20 protein-coding genes are annotated in these 21,772 nt (G+C 46.1%); 3 read left to right on the top strand and 17 right to left on the bottom strand.

All coding sequences use genetic code 11. The features are described from left to right. The first annotated feature begins 67 nt into the window (after window positions 1-67). Both nrdB and yfaE read left to right on the top strand, forming a co-directional pair. Complete coding sequence (gene nrdB, locus AAA946_RS06355) at window positions 68-1,201, top strand: class Ia ribonucleoside-diphosphate reductase subunit beta (protein WP_338164104.1); 1,134 nt, start codon at window positions 68-70, stop codon at window positions 1,199-1,201. Then, on the top strand, window positions 1,201-1,476 hold the full coding sequence (gene yfaE, locus AAA946_RS06350) for a class I ribonucleotide reductase maintenance protein YfaE (protein ID WP_042498113.1): 276 nt from the start codon (window positions 1,201-1,203) through the stop codon (window positions 1,474-1,476). The genes nrdB and yfaE overlap by 1 nt, the downstream gene beginning before the upstream one ends. A gap of 136 nt (window positions 1,477-1,612) precedes the next feature. Here yfaE and AAA946_RS06345 read toward each other — a convergent pair whose 3' ends face one another. The 6 genes from AAA946_RS06345 to AAA946_RS06320 form a co-directional block, all read right to left on the bottom strand. Then, complete coding sequence (locus tag AAA946_RS06345) at window positions 1,613-3,049, bottom strand: IS1182 family transposase (RefSeq protein ID WP_338163447.1); 1,437 nt, start codon at window positions 3,047-3,049, stop codon at window positions 1,613-1,615. A gap of 107 nt (window positions 3,050-3,156) precedes the next feature. Then, the gene (locus AAA946_RS06340; RefSeq protein ID WP_338164103.1) at window positions 3,157-4,002 is read right to left on the bottom strand and encodes a sterol desaturase family protein; all 846 of its coding nucleotides are present in this window, start codon (window positions 4,000-4,002) and stop codon (window positions 3,157-3,159) included. Between the two features lie 62 nt (window positions 4,003-4,064). Further along, window positions 4,065-5,084, bottom strand: coding sequence for a DUF2804 domain-containing protein (locus AAA946_RS06335; RefSeq protein ID WP_338164102.1), 1,020 nt, complete (start codon window positions 5,082-5,084; stop codon window positions 4,065-4,067). Between the two features lie 192 nt (window positions 5,085-5,276). Continuing rightward, window positions 5,277-5,516, bottom strand: a complete 240-nt coding sequence (locus AAA946_RS06330) for a hypothetical protein (RefSeq protein ID WP_338164101.1) — start codon at window positions 5,514-5,516, stop codon at window positions 5,277-5,279. 191 nt (window positions 5,517-5,707) lie between these two features. Then, window positions 5,708-6,952, bottom strand: coding sequence for a CinA family nicotinamide mononucleotide deamidase-related protein (locus tag AAA946_RS06325; protein ID WP_338164100.1), 1,245 nt, complete (start codon window positions 6,950-6,952; stop codon window positions 5,708-5,710). A gap of 77 nt (window positions 6,953-7,029) precedes the next feature. Next, on the bottom strand, window positions 7,030-7,521 hold the full coding sequence (locus AAA946_RS06320; RefSeq protein ID WP_338164099.1) for a hypothetical protein: 492 nt from the start codon (window positions 7,519-7,521) through the stop codon (window positions 7,030-7,032). A gap of 229 nt (window positions 7,522-7,750) precedes the next feature. Between AAA946_RS06320 and AAA946_RS06315 the strand changes: the two genes are divergently transcribed. Next, a complete protein-coding gene (locus AAA946_RS06315) occupies window positions 7,751-8,266 on the top strand; it encodes a glycine cleavage system protein R (protein ID WP_338164098.1) in 516 nt (171 codons plus the stop codon). Between the two features lie 90 nt (window positions 8,267-8,356). On the opposite strand, the gene AAA946_RS06310 is transcribed toward AAA946_RS06315, so the two are convergent. The 11 genes from AAA946_RS06310 to AAA946_RS06260 form a co-directional block, all read right to left on the bottom strand. After that, on the bottom strand, window positions 8,357-9,037 hold the full coding sequence (locus AAA946_RS06310) for a DNA-3-methyladenine glycosylase I (protein WP_338164097.1): 681 nt from the start codon (window positions 9,035-9,037) through the stop codon (window positions 8,357-8,359). Window positions 9,038-9,091: 54 nt separating this feature from the next. Next, window positions 9,092-9,742 carry a DNA-3-methyladenine glycosylase I gene (locus AAA946_RS06305; protein ID WP_445206062.1) on the bottom strand — a complete coding sequence of 217 codons (651 nt, stop codon included), beginning with the start codon at window positions 9,740-9,742 and terminating at the stop codon, window positions 9,092-9,094. A 69-nt stretch (window positions 9,743-9,811) separates the two neighbouring features. Further along, window positions 9,812-11,695 (bottom strand): methyl-accepting chemotaxis protein, encoded by a 1,884-nt coding sequence (locus AAA946_RS06300; RefSeq protein WP_338164096.1) that lies wholly within the window; start codon window positions 11,693-11,695, stop codon window positions 9,812-9,814. 498 nt (window positions 11,696-12,193) lie between these two features. Next, complete coding sequence (locus AAA946_RS06295; RefSeq protein ID WP_338163447.1) at window positions 12,194-13,630, bottom strand: IS1182 family transposase; 1,437 nt, start codon at window positions 13,628-13,630, stop codon at window positions 12,194-12,196. 127 nt (window positions 13,631-13,757) lie between these two features. Then, complete coding sequence (locus AAA946_RS06290; protein WP_338164095.1) at window positions 13,758-15,329, bottom strand: BCCT family transporter; 1,572 nt, start codon at window positions 15,327-15,329, stop codon at window positions 13,758-13,760. Between the two features lie 330 nt (window positions 15,330-15,659). Beyond that, entirely contained in the window at window positions 15,660-16,136 is a 477-nt protein-coding gene (locus AAA946_RS06285) for a MarR family winged helix-turn-helix transcriptional regulator (RefSeq protein WP_338164094.1), read from the bottom strand. 107 nt (window positions 16,137-16,243) lie between these two features. Further along, window positions 16,244-16,879 carry a response regulator transcription factor gene (locus AAA946_RS06280; RefSeq protein ID WP_338164093.1) on the bottom strand — a complete coding sequence of 212 codons (636 nt, stop codon included), beginning with the start codon at window positions 16,877-16,879 and terminating at the stop codon, window positions 16,244-16,246. Beyond that, window positions 16,879-18,228, bottom strand: coding sequence for a cache domain-containing protein (locus AAA946_RS06275; RefSeq protein ID WP_338164092.1), 1,350 nt, complete (start codon window positions 18,226-18,228; stop codon window positions 16,879-16,881). Before AAA946_RS06275 ends, AAA946_RS06280 begins: the two co-directional genes overlap by 1 nt. Window positions 18,229-18,350: 122 nt before the next feature. Continuing rightward, window positions 18,351-19,634, bottom strand: coding sequence for a TRAP transporter large permease (locus tag AAA946_RS06270; RefSeq protein WP_338164091.1), 1,284 nt, complete (start codon window positions 19,632-19,634; stop codon window positions 18,351-18,353). A 10-nt stretch (window positions 19,635-19,644) separates the two neighbouring features. Continuing rightward, a complete protein-coding gene (locus AAA946_RS06265) occupies window positions 19,645-20,187 on the bottom strand; it encodes a TRAP transporter small permease subunit (protein WP_338164090.1) in 543 nt (180 codons plus the stop codon). Window positions 20,188-20,292: 105 nt separating this feature from the next. Further along, window positions 20,293-21,387: a TRAP transporter substrate-binding protein gene (locus AAA946_RS06260; protein WP_338164089.1), complete on the bottom strand. Its 1,095-nt coding sequence runs from the start codon at window positions 21,385-21,387 to the stop codon at window positions 20,293-20,295. Window positions 21,388-21,772: the final 385 nt, after the last annotated feature.

The following is a 21,772-nucleotide window of genomic DNA, read 5'->3' as shown; positions in this document are numbered from 1 at the left end:
CAGCATTTAAAAATAGATTTCTCTGCCCTTCCTTGTGAAGGAAGGGCTTAAAAAGGATTGCAGCATCATGGCTTACAGTACTTTTACCCAAACTAAAAATAACGCGCTTAAAGAACCAATGTTCCTGGGTCAACCAGTCAACGTTGCGCGTTACGACCAACAAAAATTTGAGATTTTTGAAAAGCTGATCGAAAAGCAGCTTTCGTTCTTCTGGCGTCCAGAAGAGGTGGATGTATCAAGTGACCGCATCGACTACAACAAGCTTCCAGAGCATGAAAAGCACATCTTCATCAGTAACCTGAAGTACCAAACGCTTCTAGACTCGATTCAAGGTCGTAGCCCAAACGTTGCTCTATTGCCGCTTGTGTCACTTCCTGAGCTAGAAACATGGATCGAGACATGGTCATTCTCTGAGACTATCCACTCTCGTTCATACACGCACATCATCCGTAACATCGTAAACGATCCGGGTGTGGTTTTTGACGATATCGTTGAAAACGAGCACATCCTAAAGCGTGCGAAAGACATCGCACACTACTACGATGACCTGATCCAAGCGACCAACGACTACCACCGTTACGGTGAAGGTACGCACAACATCAAAGGCGAAGAAGTTAAAATTAACTTGTACGACCTGAAGAAGAAGCTGTACCTATGTCTGATGTCAGTGAACGCACTAGAAGCGATTCGTTTCTACGTGAGTTTCGCTTGTTCGTTCGCATTTGCAGAACGCGAGTTGATGGAAGGTAACGCGAAAATCATCAAGCTGATTGCTCGTGATGAAGCGCTGCACCTAACCGGTACTCAGCACATGATTAACCTGCTTCGCAACGGTCAAGACGATTTCTCATTCATGCAAATCGCTGAAGAGTGTAAGCAAGACTGTTTCGACCTATTCAAAGAAGCGGCAGAGCAAGAAAAAGAGTGGGCAGAATACCTATTCAAAGACGGCTCTATGATTGGTCTTAACAAAGACATCCTATGCCAATACGTTGAATACATCACCAACGTTCGTATGCAGGCGGTTGGTCTTGATGCGGCTTACCCAGAAGCAACATCAAACCCAATTCCTTGGATCAACGCTTGGTTGTCTTCAGACAACGTACAGGTTGCGCCGCAAGAAGCTGAAATCAGTTCTTACCTAGTGGGTCAGATCGACAACGAAGTAAGCGCAGACGACTTTGAGGGCTTCGAACTTTAATGCCAACCATCAAAATAAACTCTATCACCACGATCGAGTCTAACCCTTCCAACACCGTCCTAGAGACGATGGAACAAGCAGGGTTAGAGCCAGAGTATAACTGCCGAGATGGTCACTGCGGTGCCTGTCGCTGCACACTGGTTTCAGGTGAAGTGGAATACGTAGGGTTTGCGATGGCATACACGCAAGCAAATGAAATTTTGCCGTGTATTTGTCGAGCGAAAACTGACATTGAACTCGACAATATTGCGCATCAAATAAAGAAGCGAGCGTAACGCCTTACTCGGGCTAACGCTCTCTAATTAAGAAAACGGCTCTGATGAGCCGTTTTCAGATTGCTGACGAACCCCGCTTTTTCAAGCGGGGTTCTTTTTTCGGAGCGGCCGTAGGCCGCGATCGCGATATTTTTTGTTAGATAGCGTTCTGAAGTGAGTAAGGCTTAAATCGGCATACAGAGGCTAGTATTTGACTTATTTCTGCCTTATTTAGGCCCATTTTTCGCAGATAGCTCACCACCAACGCTATCTTCTTGATGTTTTGAGCGGCAGCGGCTAACCAACATTGCATTTGCACTTTTGCGAGACCGCGGTAGCGCGCGTAACGGTGGCCATGGTGTTGTTTTGCATCGGCGAAGCTTCGTTCTACTGTTTCACTTCGCCTCCGATACGTCTTCTTTCCGTAGCTAGAGAGTCGCATTTGATTGGCTCGCTCCACCGTCTCACTATAAAGGTGACGCGTTATGACCTTCTGCATATTTTCACTCTTAGTACAGTCGTCCCGAACGGGGCAAAACGCACATTGTTTCGGGTCTGAAGCGTATGAGCGATAGCCTGCGCGTGTTGTGGTTTTATAGATAAGTTCTTGCCCTTCTGGACAGCGATAGGTATCGGTCTCTTTTTGGTATTTGAAGTCTTTCTTCTTAAATTTGTTCTTAGTTCTTGATGGGCGGCGATACCCGAACACACCTAATATACTGCGGCGCTCGAGTGATTCAGCAACAGGCGCAGTGAAGTAACCTGCATCGATACCAACTGCGATAGGATTGAGGTTGAACTGCTCTAGTGTGTGATCGAGACGACGGATATAGGGCTGTGAGTCATTCACATTCCCCGGTGTTGCGTATGTGTCTACGATGATACCGTGCTTACCATCCACGGTTCGGTGGTCAAGATAGAAGAAGCCTTGAGGCTTATTGTCTCGTGTCATAAAGCCACTTTCAGGGTCGGTGGTGCTGACTTTAGTGTTTTTGACGTCTGTCTTTGGTGGCGTCTCTTTGAATGGATTTTTACCTTCAGATTCTCGGTCTGCAGCCACATCTTCATTCAGCATATCAAGATAAGCGCCTGCACTAACTGGACGCAGACGATTCATGTGCTTGTTCTTGTTAGCATTGGCTTTAAGGTGTGTACTGTCAGTGAAGAGCTCCTGTCCTGCGACTAAGCCTTTCTCCATCGCTTGAAGCACTATGTTGTTGAAGATGCGCTCAAAGACGTCAGTACCATTGAAGCGTCGAATTCGGTTCTGGCTTAACGTCGAAGCATGGATAACTTTTTCGGTCAGTGACATTCGTAAGAACCAACGATAAGCGACGTTCACTTCAATTTCTTTGACCAGTTGGCGCTCACTTTTGATGCCGAATAGGTAGCCAAGCAGAATGATTTTGAATAAACGCACAGGGTCTACGGGTGGGCGGCCATTATCTTTGCAGTATAGATGTGCCACTTCGTCTCTGATGAACTCGAAGTCGATGGCATTATCAATTTTACGAACGAGATGATTCTGTGGAACGAGCTGTTCCATGGTTACCATTTCGAGTTCGTATTGCTGAGGAGAAGGTTTTTGAAGCATATAGGAGTATCCATATTTCGATACTCCTATTAGATCAAAGGTCTAGCTTGAAAGCTAGACCTTTGTCAGCAGTCTGAAAACGGCTCTGATGAGCCGTTTTTTTCGTCTTATGATACATCTGACGGTGGTTTGAGTATCACCCTCACCTTCCCTAGCCAACTCTTCTCTTCGGCCACGGAAGACAACATATCTCGCCACTCAGCAAAGGTAACGACCAATGGGTTATAACTATTAACCGGCTTGCTGATCCCATAACGTACCGTCTCGACTTCTGGCTCAAAGGTGCCAAACATGCGATCCCAAATAATCAAAATGCCCGCATAGTTTTTATCAATATATTGCGCGTTGACGCCATGATGGACTCGATGGTGTGACGGGGTGTTGATCACCCACTCCAAAACGCTGAGCTTGCGGATCCACTGAGTGTGAACGAAAAATTGCAAACCGAGATTTAGCAGCACAACGAAAATCACCCATTTAGGCTCAAAACCAATGATGACCAACGGAATCCAAAACAGCCACATCCCCGCTAAGGGATACATCAAGCTTTGCCTAAAGGCCGTACTGAAATTCATATTTTCTGAACTGTGGTGAACGACATGTGCCGCCCACATCCAGCGCACTCGGTGGCTCGCACGATGAAACCAATAGTATAAGAAATCTTGGAGTACCATCAGCACTACAAACATCGGCAGTGACATCTGGACATCAAATAGCTTCCAACCGAATAGGAGTAAGTAGAGCTTCGCGATCAGAAAGCCCGTGAGTAAATCCGACAGTTGGTGCAATCCCGCCAGAGAAAAATTGCACACCAGCTCTTTGAGTGAATACGTAGCGGAATCGGGAAGCCTATTCGCACGCTGCCCAAACCAATATTCAAGTAGCATCATGATCAAGAATAGCGGCGCTAACGCCACCAACAGCCATTCCGGGTTATCTGCGAGTGTATCCATTCCATTCCTATATCGGGGTTATCCAAACGCGTTATTGGCACGCAAAGTGCCAGTAGGCAGCGCTACCATTTTGCGAAGTGGTCTTCTGTTAGACCCATGACGTCATCGAGATCAATAAGGCGGCCATCACTTAGTGAGATGGTGCCTTTAAAGCGACCGACGAACTGACGGAAATTACTCTTTAACAGCCACAGATTAAGTCGCTCTTTACGTACGTTTTTGGGTGTAAAAGTAAGATCAATCTGCCCACAAGAATCGTAGATGCGCCAAGCTGAGTCTGGATTGTGACGGTCAAAGTCAAACATAACAGCAGGCATCAATACACGTTCGCCGTCAATCCATAGCGCATTTTCGTTCACGCCAGTCTCATTGACGCCTGCAGCAAGGTTCAATCCAATCTGCTTGCCTTTTGAGTTGGCACTAATACTTGCCCAGCGCCAGCTGGTCTCGCGCCTCATAAATCCCGCTGAAAAATCATAGCCACCGAGCGCGTCATCAAGGGAGACTGGCTCACCTTTCACCAATAGCTGACCTATCACTTTCAACGCATTATGCTTTTGAGTATACGTCCACCCCGAATATCCCGTTGGTGAGCTCACCATAATGGGGGCACTGTCATGGCTGGGAGGTAACAGCGTGACATCCATAGTGAACTGCTGGCACTTCACCGCGACTTGCCAAACGCCTTCTTCTATCTTTAAGCAAAGCGCACCATTATTAAATTCTGCTTTGCCCTGCCAAGGAGATGGCGTCATTGAGTAGCCTATCCCCAACGGCCTTAACCAACTCTCTTCGATGAGCTCGTCTCTCTGTATGTCATAGAGGTAGCAGAAGCTGTTTCCGACGTAACGAATGTCGGCAATGGCAAAGCCAATTACATAATCCGGAGTGAAAAGGCTAATGAATTGAAACTGTTTGTAGTGAAAGTACTTCGCTAACGCCCCGCGCTCTTTGTCCATGGTAGAAAAGAAGCGGAAATTATCGACATCTAGCTGTTCAGGTATTGAAGTGAGGTAACCAAATAAAGGCTGTCCATTATCATCGATTAAAGTCTTAATCTGTTGAATTGATGAGAGTTCCATGTTCAAACGACCATTACTTCGGTTATAGATTGTACAAGTATGAGTCAAATAATGGCGTGAAGTACTAAATTAGAGCAAAAGCACAAAAGAGATCACAGTTTCAATATTATCCGTTAAGAACAACGTGAATGATGTGGCACAAAAGAAAAGAGCTGGCACTAAGGCCAGCCCAAAAAGAATGAATGATTGAGTTCAATCGACTGTCGATAAAATGGAGTCAGCTGTCCCCATCGATACGCTCTTATCGGCGATATGACGACCACCATCGTCATAGAGTGAGATGCGAAATCCATCGTCTGACAGGATTTCTTCGACAGGAGCTTTCAACCACATTGCTGCTATATCACCGCACTTTTTTCCGAGTGCTTCGCCAAGCATAATCTGCCCATTTGCCACTTGATAGAACACTCTTATTCTGGATTGTTGGATCATATCTCCTCCCTCCTGAACACCACTTTTTCTTGGGTGAAACTTTATTCTAATCAACTGGAATCAATCGGCTACTCTCAAAAATGAGAATTTCAAAATACCTTTAAAGATCAGCGTACTGTGAGGTAGATCTAATTTTCATATAGAAATAACCAAACAGTATATATTCACCTTAATGCATTTTGGCTGCGGATCTATGGGGTAATTTGATCAAGTGGTAAGAAGACGTCCTGGGTTCTCGTCAAAAAGCCGTAGTCAGGAAACATTGGCTTGTTTTCCAAGTATCGACGAAGCATGTCAGCCGCCACGGTACTGATCACCGTTTTCACATTTTTATTGCTGTAACGACGTTGCAGCGTGAGGGTTTGTCCCCACTCGCCTTTTGGTGTTGATATTGCCACCGAAAATTGATCGCTCTCAAGCTTACCCGTCGAAATGGCAATATCGGCTTTGCAGTTCTCTTTTGTTGCCCCTGCGAGCGCTAACGTGGCCCCTAGCTGTTCACTGTCGCGATCCAGTGGCGATGCGGTTTTCGCCCCTAATATCCAAGTTGCTCCACAATGCTGAGCAACCTGATCATTGTCCTGCAGCCATGAAGCCAAGTAGCCTTTTGTCGCATGTTCAGAGATCGCAATGGTTCGGTTATTCTGTTCAACCAGATGACCCAGTCGTTCTAACATAGGTTCATCCACGCTAACCACGTTACTATGCAGCAACTTCTCAATCATCGCCAAGACACGTGTTCCTGTATCGAGATCTTCAGCTGGTCCAAAAAGCTTTACCTCAATAAATGGCAAATACGAGCGGTATCCCAACTCATAATCTGCGGGTAAGGAGAGATGCTTAAGCGTATCAGCAATACCTGATTCCGATAGGCCGAAAGTATAGATACGGCGACATGCTCGACCTTGCTGAGTTTGAAAGTGAGCAGAGAGATCGGGGAGGATCTGCTCGGTGGTCATCTTCTTAAATTCACTTGGTACACCGGGCGTGAAGTAAAACAAACAATCATTAATCATCATTTTAAAGCCACATGCTGTGCCGATAGGGTTATCTACCACACTGGCACCTTGAGGTAACATCGCTTGTTTAATGTTGCTCTCTGGCATCACCTTGCCACGCTGAGCGTAAAACGATTTAAGATTGTCTAACCAACCTTGATTCAGTACTAAAGGTACATCAGCCGCTTCAGCGGCAATCTCAGCGCTCAAATCATCCGATGTTGGGCCAAGACCACCATTAACGATAACGACATCAAGGTTAAGACTTAACATCACCAACTCTTGCAGTAATGACGCTCGCTGGTCTCCTACTGTCGAGCGTTTATACATTGAAAACCCATGCTCATAAAAGACACGACTGAGCCAAGCGGCGTTGGTATCCACAATGTCACCATAAAGCACCTCTTCTCCAGTACTCAGCATCGCTATTTTAGGCATGATTTCTCCTTAATGGTTTTTCTTTAAGGATGACATGAGTACGAGAAATAGCAATAGGTCTATATTGGTACATACCATTAAATAGTTAGCCTAGTAATCAAGGCGTTAAGGTCAGATAAATCGAGTGGAATTCTCTCCCCTAGTAATGAGACCAAACTGAAACTTAATCCACTCCACCACAGTATTGAAGCGGCGAGCAAGATGAAGGTATGTTGATGTGATTGACGAATACGCCGAGCAATCAAGGTATACAAAGGAATACCGACTAAAACCGGAGCGAGAAGTGCCATGGCTCGATTTCCGTATCGCTTCCAAGATCGAATGAAGCGGCGTAACCTAGGTCGATATTTCCCAAGCGTTCTGGCTGAATAAAACCAGTATGAGTAGCGCCCAGCAAGCCAGCCTACATAACCAGCGAGCATTGCAGGTATCGCATTGAACAAAAGCATTTCCAAGTAGCTAAACCCAGCCAAGGCCGCCAAAGCTGGGCCAGAATAGGTTTTCCAAATGCTTAGCAACGCCATTACGAGTCCTAACCACCAATATTGTTCCATAGTCGCCTGCATCATCGGTGTCGATGACTCCAGTATACGGACAGAACACTGACTTTTGAGATGAATTATTTATGATGGCAGTAGCTGTATCGACCCATTTTGTGCTCTTTCCAACATTTAACGCATTCAATACTAAGCTTTAAGTTCAATCCTTGAAGTTGGTCATGCGCCCAAAGTCTTTTGGTTCTAAACTAAAATTAACTAATCAGTTAGTTATCGGTTTTATACCTGTGGAGGGAAATGTATGAGCAGTAGTACCTTTATCGTCAACTTTGTTGGCCAAGCGACCCCAGCCACCATTAAAAACCTTGCGTCAGTTACCCACGAAAACGGGGGTAAATGGTTAGTGAGTAAAGTAAACTTCATCGAAGATAATGTCGCCGCGGTCATTAAGGTTGAGCTTCCAAGCGACAATGCGCAAATCGTCAAAGATGCCTTCAACAATCAACAAGGTTTGCTCGTTCAAATTTCAGACACCGACCCGCACCGCCATGAACAAGAGAAAATCTTTCAACTCAGACTCGATGCCAATGACAGAGCTGGTATCGTCAATGAAATTACTCAGTTCTTAGATGGGCAGGATATTCGTATTTTGGATATGGATTGTCACCGTGTATTCATCGCTGGCGGCGGCGGTATTGGCTCTAGTCTGTTTACCGCTACTATGGCGCTAAAAATCCCACCAGCAATGCAGATAGAAGACGTGGCGAGCGAACTTGAGGCATTGAGTGAGGATACACGTGTCATTCTCGAGTCATGATGAGCAGCGCTAACTAATGTTCCAACAGAATAAAGGGCAAACAATGTTTGCCCTTTTTGTTAGGTTCTGTATGTCTTTAATTCCGAGCCGCTAAACGCGATTATCGCCAAACCCATAAGCAATAATTTGGCTTATCTCAGACAGTGAGCGACCTGACTGCTGATGCCACTCCATAAACGCCTTATTTGCGGCTGTCATGGCGCGTTTTGTGCCCCTGCCAGAATCAATGATGTTGGTGTTACGCAGATACCCTTCCACGTCATTTGATAGAATAAAGGTATCAACACCAAGCTGGCGCAAGGCATAAGGACCTGTATTTCCCCCCAAGCGGGCTCCGTGTTTTTTAAGATGGGCCCATAAATCCGTTATCGACTCTTTAGGCCAATCCGCGACCATTTGTGCAAAAGACTCATGTTCAAACCGCGCTCGCTGTATCATTGCTGCATTCGCAGGGATAGACATGACTTTTGTCATATGGCGAATGATCTTAGGATCTTGCGCTTTCTGCTCCCACTGCTCTTCAGAAAGCATCAGCAACGGGTCTACACGAAACTGGAAAAAGTGCTCTTCAAAGTTTGGCCATTTGTTTCTCACCACCTTCCATGAAATGCCACTTTGAAACACTTTCATAGAAAAGGCAGACAACCAACGATCCTCTGGGATATCGGCAATGTCATCACGCGAAAGAGGCTTGGAAACTATGGACTCTAACCCCTGCTCTCCCCCTTTCCGCTCTGCAGCTCTCGCATAAATCGAATCAAACTTTTCCATATACTTTCATCACCTACTGCTAAAACACCGAATTCCAATTACAGTATCTCGGTTCTACACCAACTCGTAGTCTAAACCTAATGCCTGATAGCTCTCGATAACCTCTTGGCGTCGATAACAGTCAAGACTATGATCATTTATCAGACCAGACGCCTGCAAGAACGCATAAACTATCGTCGAGCCTACAAATTTAAAGCCGCGCTTTTTAAGATCTTTACTGAGTGCATCCGAGACCTGTGAAGTGGCCGGGTAATCTTCTAGTGTCTTGTGGCTACTCACCAAAACCTTGTGATTGGTAAACGACCAAAGGTAGTGACGAAAACTGCCAAACTCTTTTTGGATTTCAATAAAGTGTTGTGCGTTGGTAATGGTGGAGCTAATTTTAAGCTTATTGCGAATGATGCCAGTATCTTGCTGTAGTCGCTGCTCATCCTCTTCGGTAAACGCCGCCACTTTTTCGACATCAAAGTCAGCAAAAGCGCGCCGATACCCGTCCCGCCTCTTGAGAATGGTGTACCAACTTAACCCTGCCTGTGCGGACTCTAGAACCAGAAACTCAAACAAGGTTTTATCATCAAGGACAGGTACGCCCCACTCTTGGTCATGATATTCCACGTAGCCTTGTTTGGTTTCATCCAGCCAAGGACAGCGATTTGCCATGATATCTACCTCCGTTGCAGTCAAACTCCATTGAAACTTCAGCATACTCCTAACAAACGGCCTGCGCCAGTAAGGTACTGACACAGGCCGTAACATAGGTGGAGCCTAGCTTAATTAAATCTTAAAGCGTCCTATCTCACCTTCTAATTTCTGAGATAAGTCAGACAATTCAACAGCCTGCTGCGCCGCTTCTTGCGCCTCTTCTGCTAATTCATCTGATACATCACGAATGCCTTGCGTGTTACGCGTGATTTCAGAGGTCACCGATGCTTGCTCTTCCGCTGCGGTAGCAATTTGAGCAGCCATGTCACTGATTTGCTCTACGGCTGCATGGATCTGAGTCAGACTCGCGGCAGCACTATTAGCATCATCGACACTGGTTTCTGCCAATGCCTTACTGTCACCCATAATACCCACCGCTTTGGCTGTCGTCGCCTGCAGAGTTTCAATGGTACTTTGGATCTCTTGTGTAGAAGCATGAGTACGTTGACTCAATACTCGAACTTCATCGGCAACCACCGCGAAACCACGACCTTGTTCGCCAGCACGAGCAGCTTCAATCGCCGCATTCAGCGCCAATAAGTTTGTCTGCTCAGCAATATCCTGAATGGTCGAAAGAATCGTATTGATACTGTTGCCATGAATCTCTAGCTCCTGAATGACCGATGTTGCTACATCAACCTCAGTCGCTAAGTTTTGAATCGAGCTTTGCGTTTGCGACACTTGACCCGCACCATGATTGCTAGCGCCTACCGCTTCCGATGAGTTCGAAGCCGTCATGTCAGCATTGTTGGCAATCTCCTGGGTCGCAGCAGCCATCTCGTTAATGGCGGTCGCTACCATGTTAATTTCATCTTGTTGCGTTTGAATACGTTGGCTTCTCACGCGAGCGTGCGTCGCCGTATCCTTCGCTTGCTCGGAAAGTGCAATAGACACATCTTTCAGGTGCATGATGGTTTCATGCATGTAGCTGACGAAGGTATTAAAGTTGCGAGCAAGTTGCCCAACTTCATCCTTACTCCTTGGCTCAAGGCGCTGGGTAAGATCGCCCTCACCTGAAGCAATTTCCTTAAGTGCTTTTGATACGCGCGCCAAATCGTTCACCAAGAAACTCATCAACCAAGAAGCAATGACGGCAACCAACACCAAAATGATGAGTGAGGTAATAATAAGCTGAGTTAGCGCTGTTTTGTGGCCAGCAAGCTCAGTAGCTTTGTCTAGCTCAATCGCAAACACCCAATTCGTGCCAGGAACTTGTGAGAACAACATTAGCTTCTCAGAGCCACCTAGCGTCAGCTCTAGCATCGTACGATCCGCTACTTTCTGCTCAATAGTACGCGTCGTCAAGTTTTGCCCCAGCGTTGTAACAGGCTGCAACAGCAACGACTTATTCGGGTGCGCGAGAAACGTGCCGTTAGTGAGGTCGATAAGCATCGCACTAGCATTGTCACCCACATTTAGACTGATAACGTCATTGACCAACTGATCAATTAATACATCCGCACCCACAATACCCGCCAAAGTACCATTGGCACGCACAGGCTCCGCGATGGTCACTAACAGCGCATTAGTGATTGCGTCTTGGTACGCCTCAGTGATGATTTGTTTGTTGGCCGCTTGCGCATCCTGATACCAAGGTCGAGTTCGAGGGTCATAATCAGCACGATTGCGCTCTGGATGAGAACGATACATCTCACCAGCAGGGGTACCAAAGAAAATGTCGTCGAAGCCGCCAGCGATGCGTGCTTGCTGCAAATACGGCACTTTGTCTTGTTGTTCTGCAAAGCCGTTAAACGCACTGGCGATGTCTTTGCGAATATCAATCCAGCTTTTAATGCCTTCCACTGCCGCAAACGACACATTGTTCGCACGTGCGGAAATTGCTGCATGAGTTTGAGAAGAAAGTTGATTGGCAGCGAGTATCGTCAAAGCCAAAGCCATAAGAGTCACTGCGCTTAAGGTTGCAGCAATGAGCTTTTGTCTTAATGATAAGTTCATATGTTATTATTCTGTTATTTATAGGATTTACTGGCCATTCATGATAATTATGAATGTGCTAATGGCGGTCGAATAATATACATATTTCCAGTGAAGATCGAGAGACAATATATTGACTTACAAAGAAAAACCACCGTCATCTTCTTGACTCAACTAAGATAGCAAACAATTATTCCACTTTTGTCATACTGACAAGCGCCTTGAGCACCTCATAATCAACCCTCCTTTTCAATCCAGGATTGCCAGCATGCCTAGCTGCTATTTCCAACTGCCACGCATTGCTGTCATCGCTTACCTCAAGCGGCCATTTATCCATTAGCGTGATTGCCACCCCACCAAATTTTCGCACAGAATATTACTGCGTTAGAGCGAGCCAACCGCGAATTTGAGCAATAAAAAAGAGCGGTCATTGACCGCTCAGATTGCTGACGAACCCCGCTTTTTCAAGCGGGGTTCTTTTTTCGGAGCGGCCGTAGGCCGCGATCGCGATATTTTTTGTTAGATAGCGTTCTGAAGTGAGTAAGGCTTAAATCGGCATACAGAGGCTAGTATTTGACTTATTTCTGCCTTATTTAGGCCCATTTTTCGCAGATAGCTCACCACCAACGCTATCTTCTTGATGTTTTGAGCGGCAGCGGCTAACCAACATTGCATTTGCACTTTTGCGAGACCGCGGTAGCGCGCGTAACGGTGGCCATGGTGTTGTTTTGCATCGGCGAAGCTTCGTTCTACTGTTTCACTTCGCCTCCGATACGTCTTCTTTCCGTAGCTAGAGAGTCGCATTTGATTGGCTCGCTCCACCGTCTCACTATAAAGGTGACGCGTTATGACCTTCTGCATATTTTCACTCTTAGTACAGTCGTCCCGAACGGGGCAAAACGCACATTGTTTCGGGTCTGAAGCGTATGAGCGATAGCCTGCGCGTGTTGTGGTTTTATAGATAAGTTCTTGCCCTTCTGGACAGCGATAGGTATCGGTCTCTTTTTGGTATTTGAAGTCTTTCTTCTTAAATTTGTTCTTAGTTCTTGATGGGCGGCGATACCCGAACACACCTAATATACTGCGGCGCTCGAGTGATTCAGCAACAGGCGCAGTGAAGTAACCTGCATCGATACCAACTGCGATAGGATTGAGGTTGAACTGCTCTAGTGTGTGATCGAGACGACGGATATAGGGCTGTGAGTCATTCACATTCCCCGGTGTTGCGTATGTGTCTACGATGATACCGTGCTTACCATCCACGGTTCGGTGGTCAAGATAGAAGAAGCCTTGAGGCTTATTGTCTCGTGTCATAAAGCCACTTTCAGGGTCGGTGGTGCTGACTTTAGTGTTTTTGACGTCTGTCTTTGGTGGCGTCTCTTTGAATGGATTTTTACCTTCAGATTCTCGGTCTGCAGCCACATCTTCATTCAGCATATCAAGATAAGCGCCTGCACTAACTGGACGCAGACGATTCATGTGCTTGTTCTTGTTAGCATTGGCTTTAAGGTGTGTACTGTCAGTGAAGAGCTCCTGTCCTGCGACTAAGCCTTTCTCCATCGCTTGAAGCACTATGTTGTTGAAGATGCGCTCAAAGACGTCAGTACCATTGAAGCGTCGAATTCGGTTCTGGCTTAACGTCGAAGCATGGATAACTTTTTCGGTCAGTGACATTCGTAAGAACCAACGATAAGCGACGTTCACTTCAATTTCTTTGACCAGTTGGCGCTCACTTTTGATGCCGAATAGGTAGCCAAGCAGAATGATTTTGAATAAACGCACAGGGTCTACGGGTGGGCGGCCATTATCTTTGCAGTATAGATGTGCCACTTCGTCTCTGATGAACTCGAAGTCGATGGCATTATCAATTTTACGAACGAGATGATTCTGTGGAACGAGCTGTTCCATGGTTACCATTTCGAGTTCGTATTGCTGAGGAGAAGGTTTTTGAAGCATATCGGAGTATCCATATTTCGATACTCCTATTAGATCAAAGGTCTAGCTTGAAAGCTAGACCTTTGTCAGCAGTCTGAGCGGTCATTGACCGCTCTTTTTAACTCATCATTGCCGTGGCATGAAAGAACTAGTATCGCTCTGTTTTCATACCCATTAGCAAACTCACACACATCATGAGCAAGATAACAGTAAATGGCAATGCCGAGGAAATCGCCCCCGCTTGCAAGGCTGCAATGGCCTCTGAGCCACCGATCCACAGCAATGCGACTGCAATAGCACCTTCCATGAATGCCCAGAAAACACGTTGAATAACTGGCGCATCAACTTTACCACCAGCGGTAATGCTATCAATGACCAACGAGCCTGAGTCTGAAGAGGTGATAAAGAATACTAACACCAGAATCACAGCAATGACTGAAAGCAGAGTACCCATTGGCAGTGCATCAAACATTTCAAACATCGCCAACGGCACATCGCGCAGACCATTCGCGCCTAAGGTACCGACTTGGTTGACCACTTGATCGATAGCCAAGCCACCGAACACAGACATCCAAACAATCGTTACTGTCGTTGGAACAATCAGAACTGCAGTAATAAATTCACGTACGGTACGACCCTTAGATACACGAGCAATAAACATACCTACGAATGGGGACCATGAAATCCACCATGCCCAATAGAATACGGTCCAGCCGTGCATCCAAGCTTCGTCTTCACGACCATGAGGGTTACTGAGTGGGATGATGTTCTTTAGGTAAGCAAACAAGGTGTCTGGAATCGCTGCAAACGTCACTGCATAACCAATAAGCGCTACCAAAATGAGCAACAAGAAGGCCACAATCATGTTGATGTTACTGATGACTTTTACACCGCCATCAATACCACGCAATACCGATACGACCGCAAGCATGGTCACGACTGCGATAACAATAATCTGCAGCGTCATTCCCGCTTCAATACCGAATACGTGTTGAATACCACTCGCCGCTTGTTGTGCACCTAGGCCAAGTGACGTTGCAAGACCAAAGAGCGTCGCAAGTACCGCTAAAATATCAACAATGTGACCAGCCCAACCCCAAGCTCTATCACCCAAAATTGGATAGAAAATCGAGCGCATTGAGAGAGGCAGACCTTTGTTATATGTGAAGAATGCCAGTGATAACGCTACCACACCGTAGATCGCCCAAGGGTGCAGACCCCAGTGGAACATAACGGCACCCATCGCAAGCTCTCTCGCTTGTTCGGTATTTGCTTCTACGCCAAGTGGGGTTTCATACCAACCGGTGAAGTATGCGACAGGCTCCGCCACACTCCAAAACATCAGGCCAATACCCATACCAGCGGCAAACAGCATCGCAAGCCAAGACATAAATGAGTAATCGGCAACCGCATCGGTACCGCCCAAGCGGATCTTACCAAACGGAGTTAATATCAAACCTAAGCAGAAAATAACGAAAATGTTACCTGACCACATAAATAGCCAGTCAAATTTATTGATGATGCTCCACTTAATACCATCGAGTGCGGTCTTTGCTGTTTCAGCATCAACAATCACGGTCAGTACTAGAAGCAGTGCGATAAAACCTGCACTAATTCCGAAAACAGGGTTGTGAACATCAAACCCCCATTTTTGGACATTATCCTGTCCAATGGTGTAGTCAGTACTATCAATACTGTACTTATCAATACCCTTTGTCATTAATCCTCTCTATGACCAAATTGCTTCCAACTCAAAGCATTTAATGTTCCATATTACGGCGATATTGGCATACAAAAATCGCTGAGAACACGCATTAATTTACTTTTCGGCGCACTACTCTACCAAATTATAAGTGTAATTTCACAATATGTGATTTTTATGGCGATATTTTAGGCACCGACACTTGAACATAAAAAAGGTTAGTGCTCAAAAGAGTCTCAAATAAAACGGGGACACGTGGCGTTAGCGAAGCGCTAACTGGCGAGCGTAAAGTGAGGAAAAACTAGGCTCGGTAAAACGATAGAAATATCGGCCGAACCTAGTAAAAAATCAGTTTTTTGAAATATTGCTATCAAGCTGCAGAACGGGAGCTGCATCAAGATCATCAGCATTCATCATTAGGGAAATACGTTGAATCGACGACAACAGTAACGTCTGCTCCCAGCTTTCCAGCGCTTGAAACTTTTGTACAAAGTTATCTTGCAAAGGTGGGGGCGAATTTTTCAATACTTCTTCGCCTTTTTCAGTCAACACCGCATGAACTTTTCGCTTATCTTGCTGACTGCGAACACGCATCACATATTCCTGGGCTTCCAAACGATCAATAATCGTCGTAGCGGTCGCTTGGCTAATATTAGTGGAGTTCGACAACTCACGAATGGTCACATCCCCCATATCTCGGATCGTATTCATGAGGATCAGTTGCGGCCCTGTCAAACCACACTGCTTCTTAAGCTTTTTTGAATGTAAGTCGATGGCCCGAATGATTTGGCGTAGCGCCACTAGAACTTCTTCATGTTTTTCCAAAATCAAATCCAAACTTTCTCTAATATTGCGGGCACTTTATAACAGAAGTTACACCTAGATGCGTTGGAAATTTGGTAAAAATCCGTAGCGGTCACAGCATTAGCCAACTAAGAGAGCCCCTTCTCTAACGCATACTTTGCCAGTTCCGCCGTCGAATGCAGGTCCAACTTGTGCTTAATATTCTGGCGATGTGTTTCTACCGTTCGATAAGAAATATTCAACATTTGAGCGATTTTTTTACTGCTGCACCCTTGTGCCACCAGCTTTAACACTGACTCTTCACGGCGGCTAAGAGGGTTGGATTTCACTGCGGTTGGGGTAATGTCTTGCGAGAATAAAGTTTGAGTGACGGATTCACAAAAATACGTCGACCCTTGATGAACGGTTTTAATCGCTTGCACCATTTTCTCAGCTGAAATTTCTTTGAGCATGTAACCCACAGCCCCCGCCTGCATTACCTTCATAATGTATTCACGATTATCGTGCATGGTAAGCATTAACACCCGAACGCTCGGCAACTCAGTTTTTAGGACCTCCGTTGCTTCTATGCCATTCATTATCGGCATACTCACGTCCATCAGCACCACATCGGGCATCGACTGTTTGATAACTTCAACCGCTTCCATGCCATTGCTGGCAGTCGCCACCACATGAATGTCTGGTTCGCGCTCTAAACGCGCCATAAAACCTTCGAGCACCACTTGATGATCATCGACAATAACAACACTAATTAGGTCGCCCATCACACCGCTCCTTCTACCTTCAACAACACGGTTATTTCCGTTCCTTTACCGTATTCACTAATCAGCTCAAACTCAGCACCAATAAATTCCACTCGCTCACGCATGTTGCGTAGCCCAATCCCGCGGCTATTCATCGCACTGTTCACATTGAAACCGACACCATTGTCGGACACCATCAATTGCAGCACATCACCAAATTGCTTCAGAAATACCGTCACTTCCGTCGCACTGGCATGCTTCTCAATATTATTTAACGATTCCTGTACTACTCGATACAGTGTAGTTGCCACTTCCGATTTCAGTTTGGGCGTATTAGCATCCAGCACTAAGTTAGTGTCGGCCATCGAATAGTTTTTAAAGTCTTGCAGCAAAGTCGTAATAGCCGCTTCAAGTCCAATGTCATCTAACGCACTTGGCCTTAGGTGGTGGGATATTCGTCTGACTTCCATAATCGCTTCAGACAACGATGTCTGCGATTGCTTGAGATGATCCATAGAGCGCTCATCAACGCTGCCCGTGTCCATCAATTCTAAGTGGCACTTGCTCGACACCAACAGTTGATTGACACCATCATGCAGCTCACGAGCGAGATGTTTACGCTCATCCTCCTGAAACATCACTGTCTTATGAGCGAGCTCCTTGAGGTTTTTGTCCGCCAATTTATGCTCATGCCAATTGATCGCCAGTGTTAACACAATAATCACCGCCACCGTAACAGCAAAAATGGTGACAATGGAAAACATGGTGGTTTCAATATTTTTGTCGATGGCCGCACGAAGCACCGCCACTTCTTGAGCGACATCTTCAATGTAAAGTCCCGTGCCGATCATCCATTCCCATTTGTCGAGCCAGGCCGCATAGCTAAGCTTGGTCACCGTCTCCCCGCTCGATGGCTTTTGCCACAAGTATTGGTGGAAGCCGCCTCCAGCCTGAGCCTGAAACAGCAACGCTTCAATAAGATAATCACCATCTTGGTCTTGCAGTTTAAGTAGGTCGCGGCCGACCAACTCTGGAAGTATGGGGTGTACGAGGTTGGTGCCATTTTTATCATAGGCAAAGAAATAACCGTCGGTGCCGTAGCGGAGACGGTTTAAAATCGCTTTCACCTCATACTGCGCTTCTTGCTCCGATAAGGTAGGGTCAAGGTAGGCTTGACCAATCGCATCAAACGCCAGCTCAACACTGTCTTTCAATGCCGCTTCTTTGGTGCGAATCAAACTCTCGCGAAAAATGCTGATTTCCTTTTCACCCAACGCTTTCGCTTGATAAAGAGTTATCCAACTGACGCTTGCGGTCACAATAACCAGCGGTATCAAGGTCAATAGGATAAGCTTGGCTTTTAACGGCATAGAAATCCTTTACTACATTCGCCTTTGCACTTACGAGGAAAGCTGCACTAAGTGCAGCTTTATTTACCTTACCAACGAGTGGCTATGAAATGAAACGCAATGCCGAGCTTACGCTAAGGCGATCACATTCCATAGAATTCTGGGAACATGAGTATCGAGGCCAGCACCGCTATTTGAATCGCAATGAACGGCATCACCCCTCGATAAATATCTCGAGTGGTCACCCCATTTGGTGCTACCCCTTTAAGATAAAACAAGCTAAACCCAAATGGCGGAGTTAAGAACGAGGTTTGCAAGTTCATTGCAATCAAGATGGCGAACCAGGTCATATTGATGCCAAGTAGCTCAGCAACCGGAGCGATCATAGGCACAATGATGAAACAGATTTCTACGAAGTCGATAAAGAAGCCAAGGATCAAGATGACAAGCATCGTGATGATCAGGAAGCCCCATTTTTCGCCCGGCAGTTCAAGCATCCACTCTTCCACCAGCATATCACCGCCGGTGTATGTGAACGCCATTGAGAACGCCGTCGCACCCAGCAATATCGCAAACACCATCGCCGTAACTTTGACCGTCTCTTTCGACGCATCGTAGAGCATGCCCCAGCTAAACTGACGATAAAGCAGTGACAACACAATCGCGCCTGCACCGCCCAATGCCGCTGATTCGGTCGGCGTTGCAATACCAGCAAAGATAGAGCCCAACACCACCACAATTAACGCCAAAGGTGGAATGATGGCTTTCAGTGCCGTCTTCACTTCCTCAGAGCGCGAGATAGATTCATCACGTGGAATGGGTTGAGCGCTCTCTGGGTTAAGCTTGGCGAAAATAAGAATGTAGATGACATAAGCGCCAACCAGCACGAAGCCAGGCCACAACGCTGCTTGGAACAGGTCACCAACAGGCACACCTAATACATCTCCAAGCAAGATAAGTACGATAGATGGAGGAATAATTTGTCCAAGTGTACCCGAAGCGCAAATGGTGCCGCAGGCAAGCCCTTTGTCGTAGTTGTACTTCAGCATAACGGGTAGAGAGATAAGTCCCATCGCCACTACCGATGCGCCTACTACCCCTGTGGATGCCGCTAACAATGCGCCCACTAAAACCGTTGAAATCGCAATACCACCACGAACGCCACCAAACAAACGCCCCATCGACTCCAAAAGCTGCTCAGCCAAGCGTGTTTTTTGAAGCACCAAGCCCATGAAGACAAACAGCGGCACCGCCATCAGTACCGTATTCTCCATGATGGATTGAATTCGATATGGCATAAAGGCAAACATCTCCATGCCTTCTGCCCAAACACCAAAAATTAATGCAATGCCGCCAAAGGTAAAGGCAACTGGAAAACCGAGTAGTAGCGCGAATAAGGCTACAAAAAACATCACAATACCGATCATGAGACTGTCCTTATTCTTTAGCGTCGGAAGGTTTTGCGTACATTAAATGCGGATTAAAAAGCTTGTTCAAAGAATGAAGCACCAATCCACAGCCGGCGATGGCCATAAACAAAAATGACAGTGGGATCATCGCCTTGATAATCCAGCGATACGGCAGACCACCCGGGTCGCCCGAGGTCTCGCCAAGCGCAAAACTCTCTTTGGCAAAATCGATACCGTACCAAGCAACCAAAAGGCAAAATGGGAATAGGAAAATAAAGGTGCCTAATAGGTCAATAATCGCCTGTGCTTTGATAGATAGACGCTCATAAAACACGTCGACTCGAACATGCCCGCCCGCTTTGATGGCGTAAGGTACGCCTAGCAAGAACACGGCTGAAAACAGGTGCCATTCCATCTCTTGGAAGGCAATCGAAACATCATTAAATACGTAGCGCATGACAACGTCATAAACCACGTTTGCTAAAAGAAGAAGAAAAAGAATACTTGATAGCCAGCCGAGCGCATCGGCTACCTTGTTAAACAGTCTTTCAATATAAATTAAACTACGCATACAACTTTCCGCCTATCCGCCATGATTCGTTAATAGTTATGATTTGGGCGTATGACAATGGGTATAAAAAAGTGGCGCAGGAGCTACGCCACTTGAGTGGGGGGGTTAGTCGTCGAACTTGTTAAGGTACGCTTTCGACGCAATATCAGTCCAAGAACGCACTTGCTCTAGGTAAGCCGATTGTGATGCTTGGATCTCTTTCGCCAATTCATCTTTTTCAGCGTGCTGCTTAAGCAGTTTGTCGTTGGCATCGCGAAGTGCATCCATTACCTCTTTCGGGAAGTCTTTCACTTTCACGTCTGGGTAATCCGTTTGGATAGTCGCCCAGTTCTTACCACTTTCATGAGTCGATTGGATGTACATATCGTACGCGGCTGTCTTCATTGCAATTTGCAGAATCGCTTTTAGATCATCAGGCAGCTTATTCCAAGTACGTTTGTTAACTAGGAATTGAAGCTCTGTTGCTGGCTCATGCCAACCTGTGTAGTAGTATGGCGCAATCTTGTGGAAGCCCATGCGAAGGTCAAGCGAAGGACCTACCCACTCTAGCGCGTCAATCGTGCGACGCTCTAATGATGTATACAGCTCACCCGATGCGATGTTCGTAGGCTTAGCTCCTACCTCTGCTAGGATTTCACCCGCAAAGCCAGGGATACGCATTTTCAGGCCTTGTAAGTCTTCAACACTGTTGATTTCCTTTTGGAACCAACCGCCCATCTGAACGTCAGTGTTACCGCCAGGGAAAGACAGCAAGTTATGCGGGTCGTACACTTTTTCCATTAACTGCATACCACCGCCGTGATAGAACCATGCGTATTGCTCAGGTGCCGTCATACCGAAAGGCATAGTCGTAAAGTAGAGCGTATTTGGCACCTTGCCTTTCCAGTAGTAAGACGCAGAGTGGCCCATGTCGTACTGACCAGATTTCACCATATCAAACACACCGAATGGCGCCTTGTGTTTGTTAGATGAATCGATACGAATTTGCAGACGACCGTTAGACATTTCCTCGGCCATTTTCGCCATGTTCTTCGTTGCATCACCAAAAATTGGGAAATTTGGCCCCCAAGTTTCTGCAAGTTTTAGGCGATAGACTTTATCGTCAGCGCTGGCATTACCGGCAACAAACGCCAGGCAGGTTGCCGCTACGATGGCCGTGCTCTTCATGACACGTGATACTGATTTCTTGATTAGACTCATTATTCAGTTCCTTGAGTAGGTTCCTTTTTGAAGTCAGTAACTGACTCCAAGCTTCACATTCCAAGTAACTATGAATGGAAAACCGAGCAAGGTGTATTAGTGAGAGCACGCAGTGATAAGGTTATAAATACGAAAAGTTCGACCTTGGTATTACGTAGAAATACGTAGGCCATGCCCTCATTATTTGTACTAATTATTAGGAATCAGACTGTTACCATTAAGTTAGACGAAACCATAACGAGATAAACACGTACGCATTTATTATCAGCAGGTTATTACACCATGGCTACTTTTGTGATATGTGTCGCTAACATTTACCAATATCAGCAAATGGCACGATCAAAAAAACCCCTCGAAAGGGGTCTTTTTGAAATTGGGTAAAGTG

Source organism: Vibrio sp. 10N (assembly GCF_036245475.1).
Classification (GTDB): domain Bacteria; phylum Pseudomonadota; class Gammaproteobacteria; order Enterobacterales; family Vibrionaceae; genus Vibrio.
Note: the sequence above shows the minus strand (reverse complement) of the source record. Positions and strands in the feature narration are given on the sequence as shown.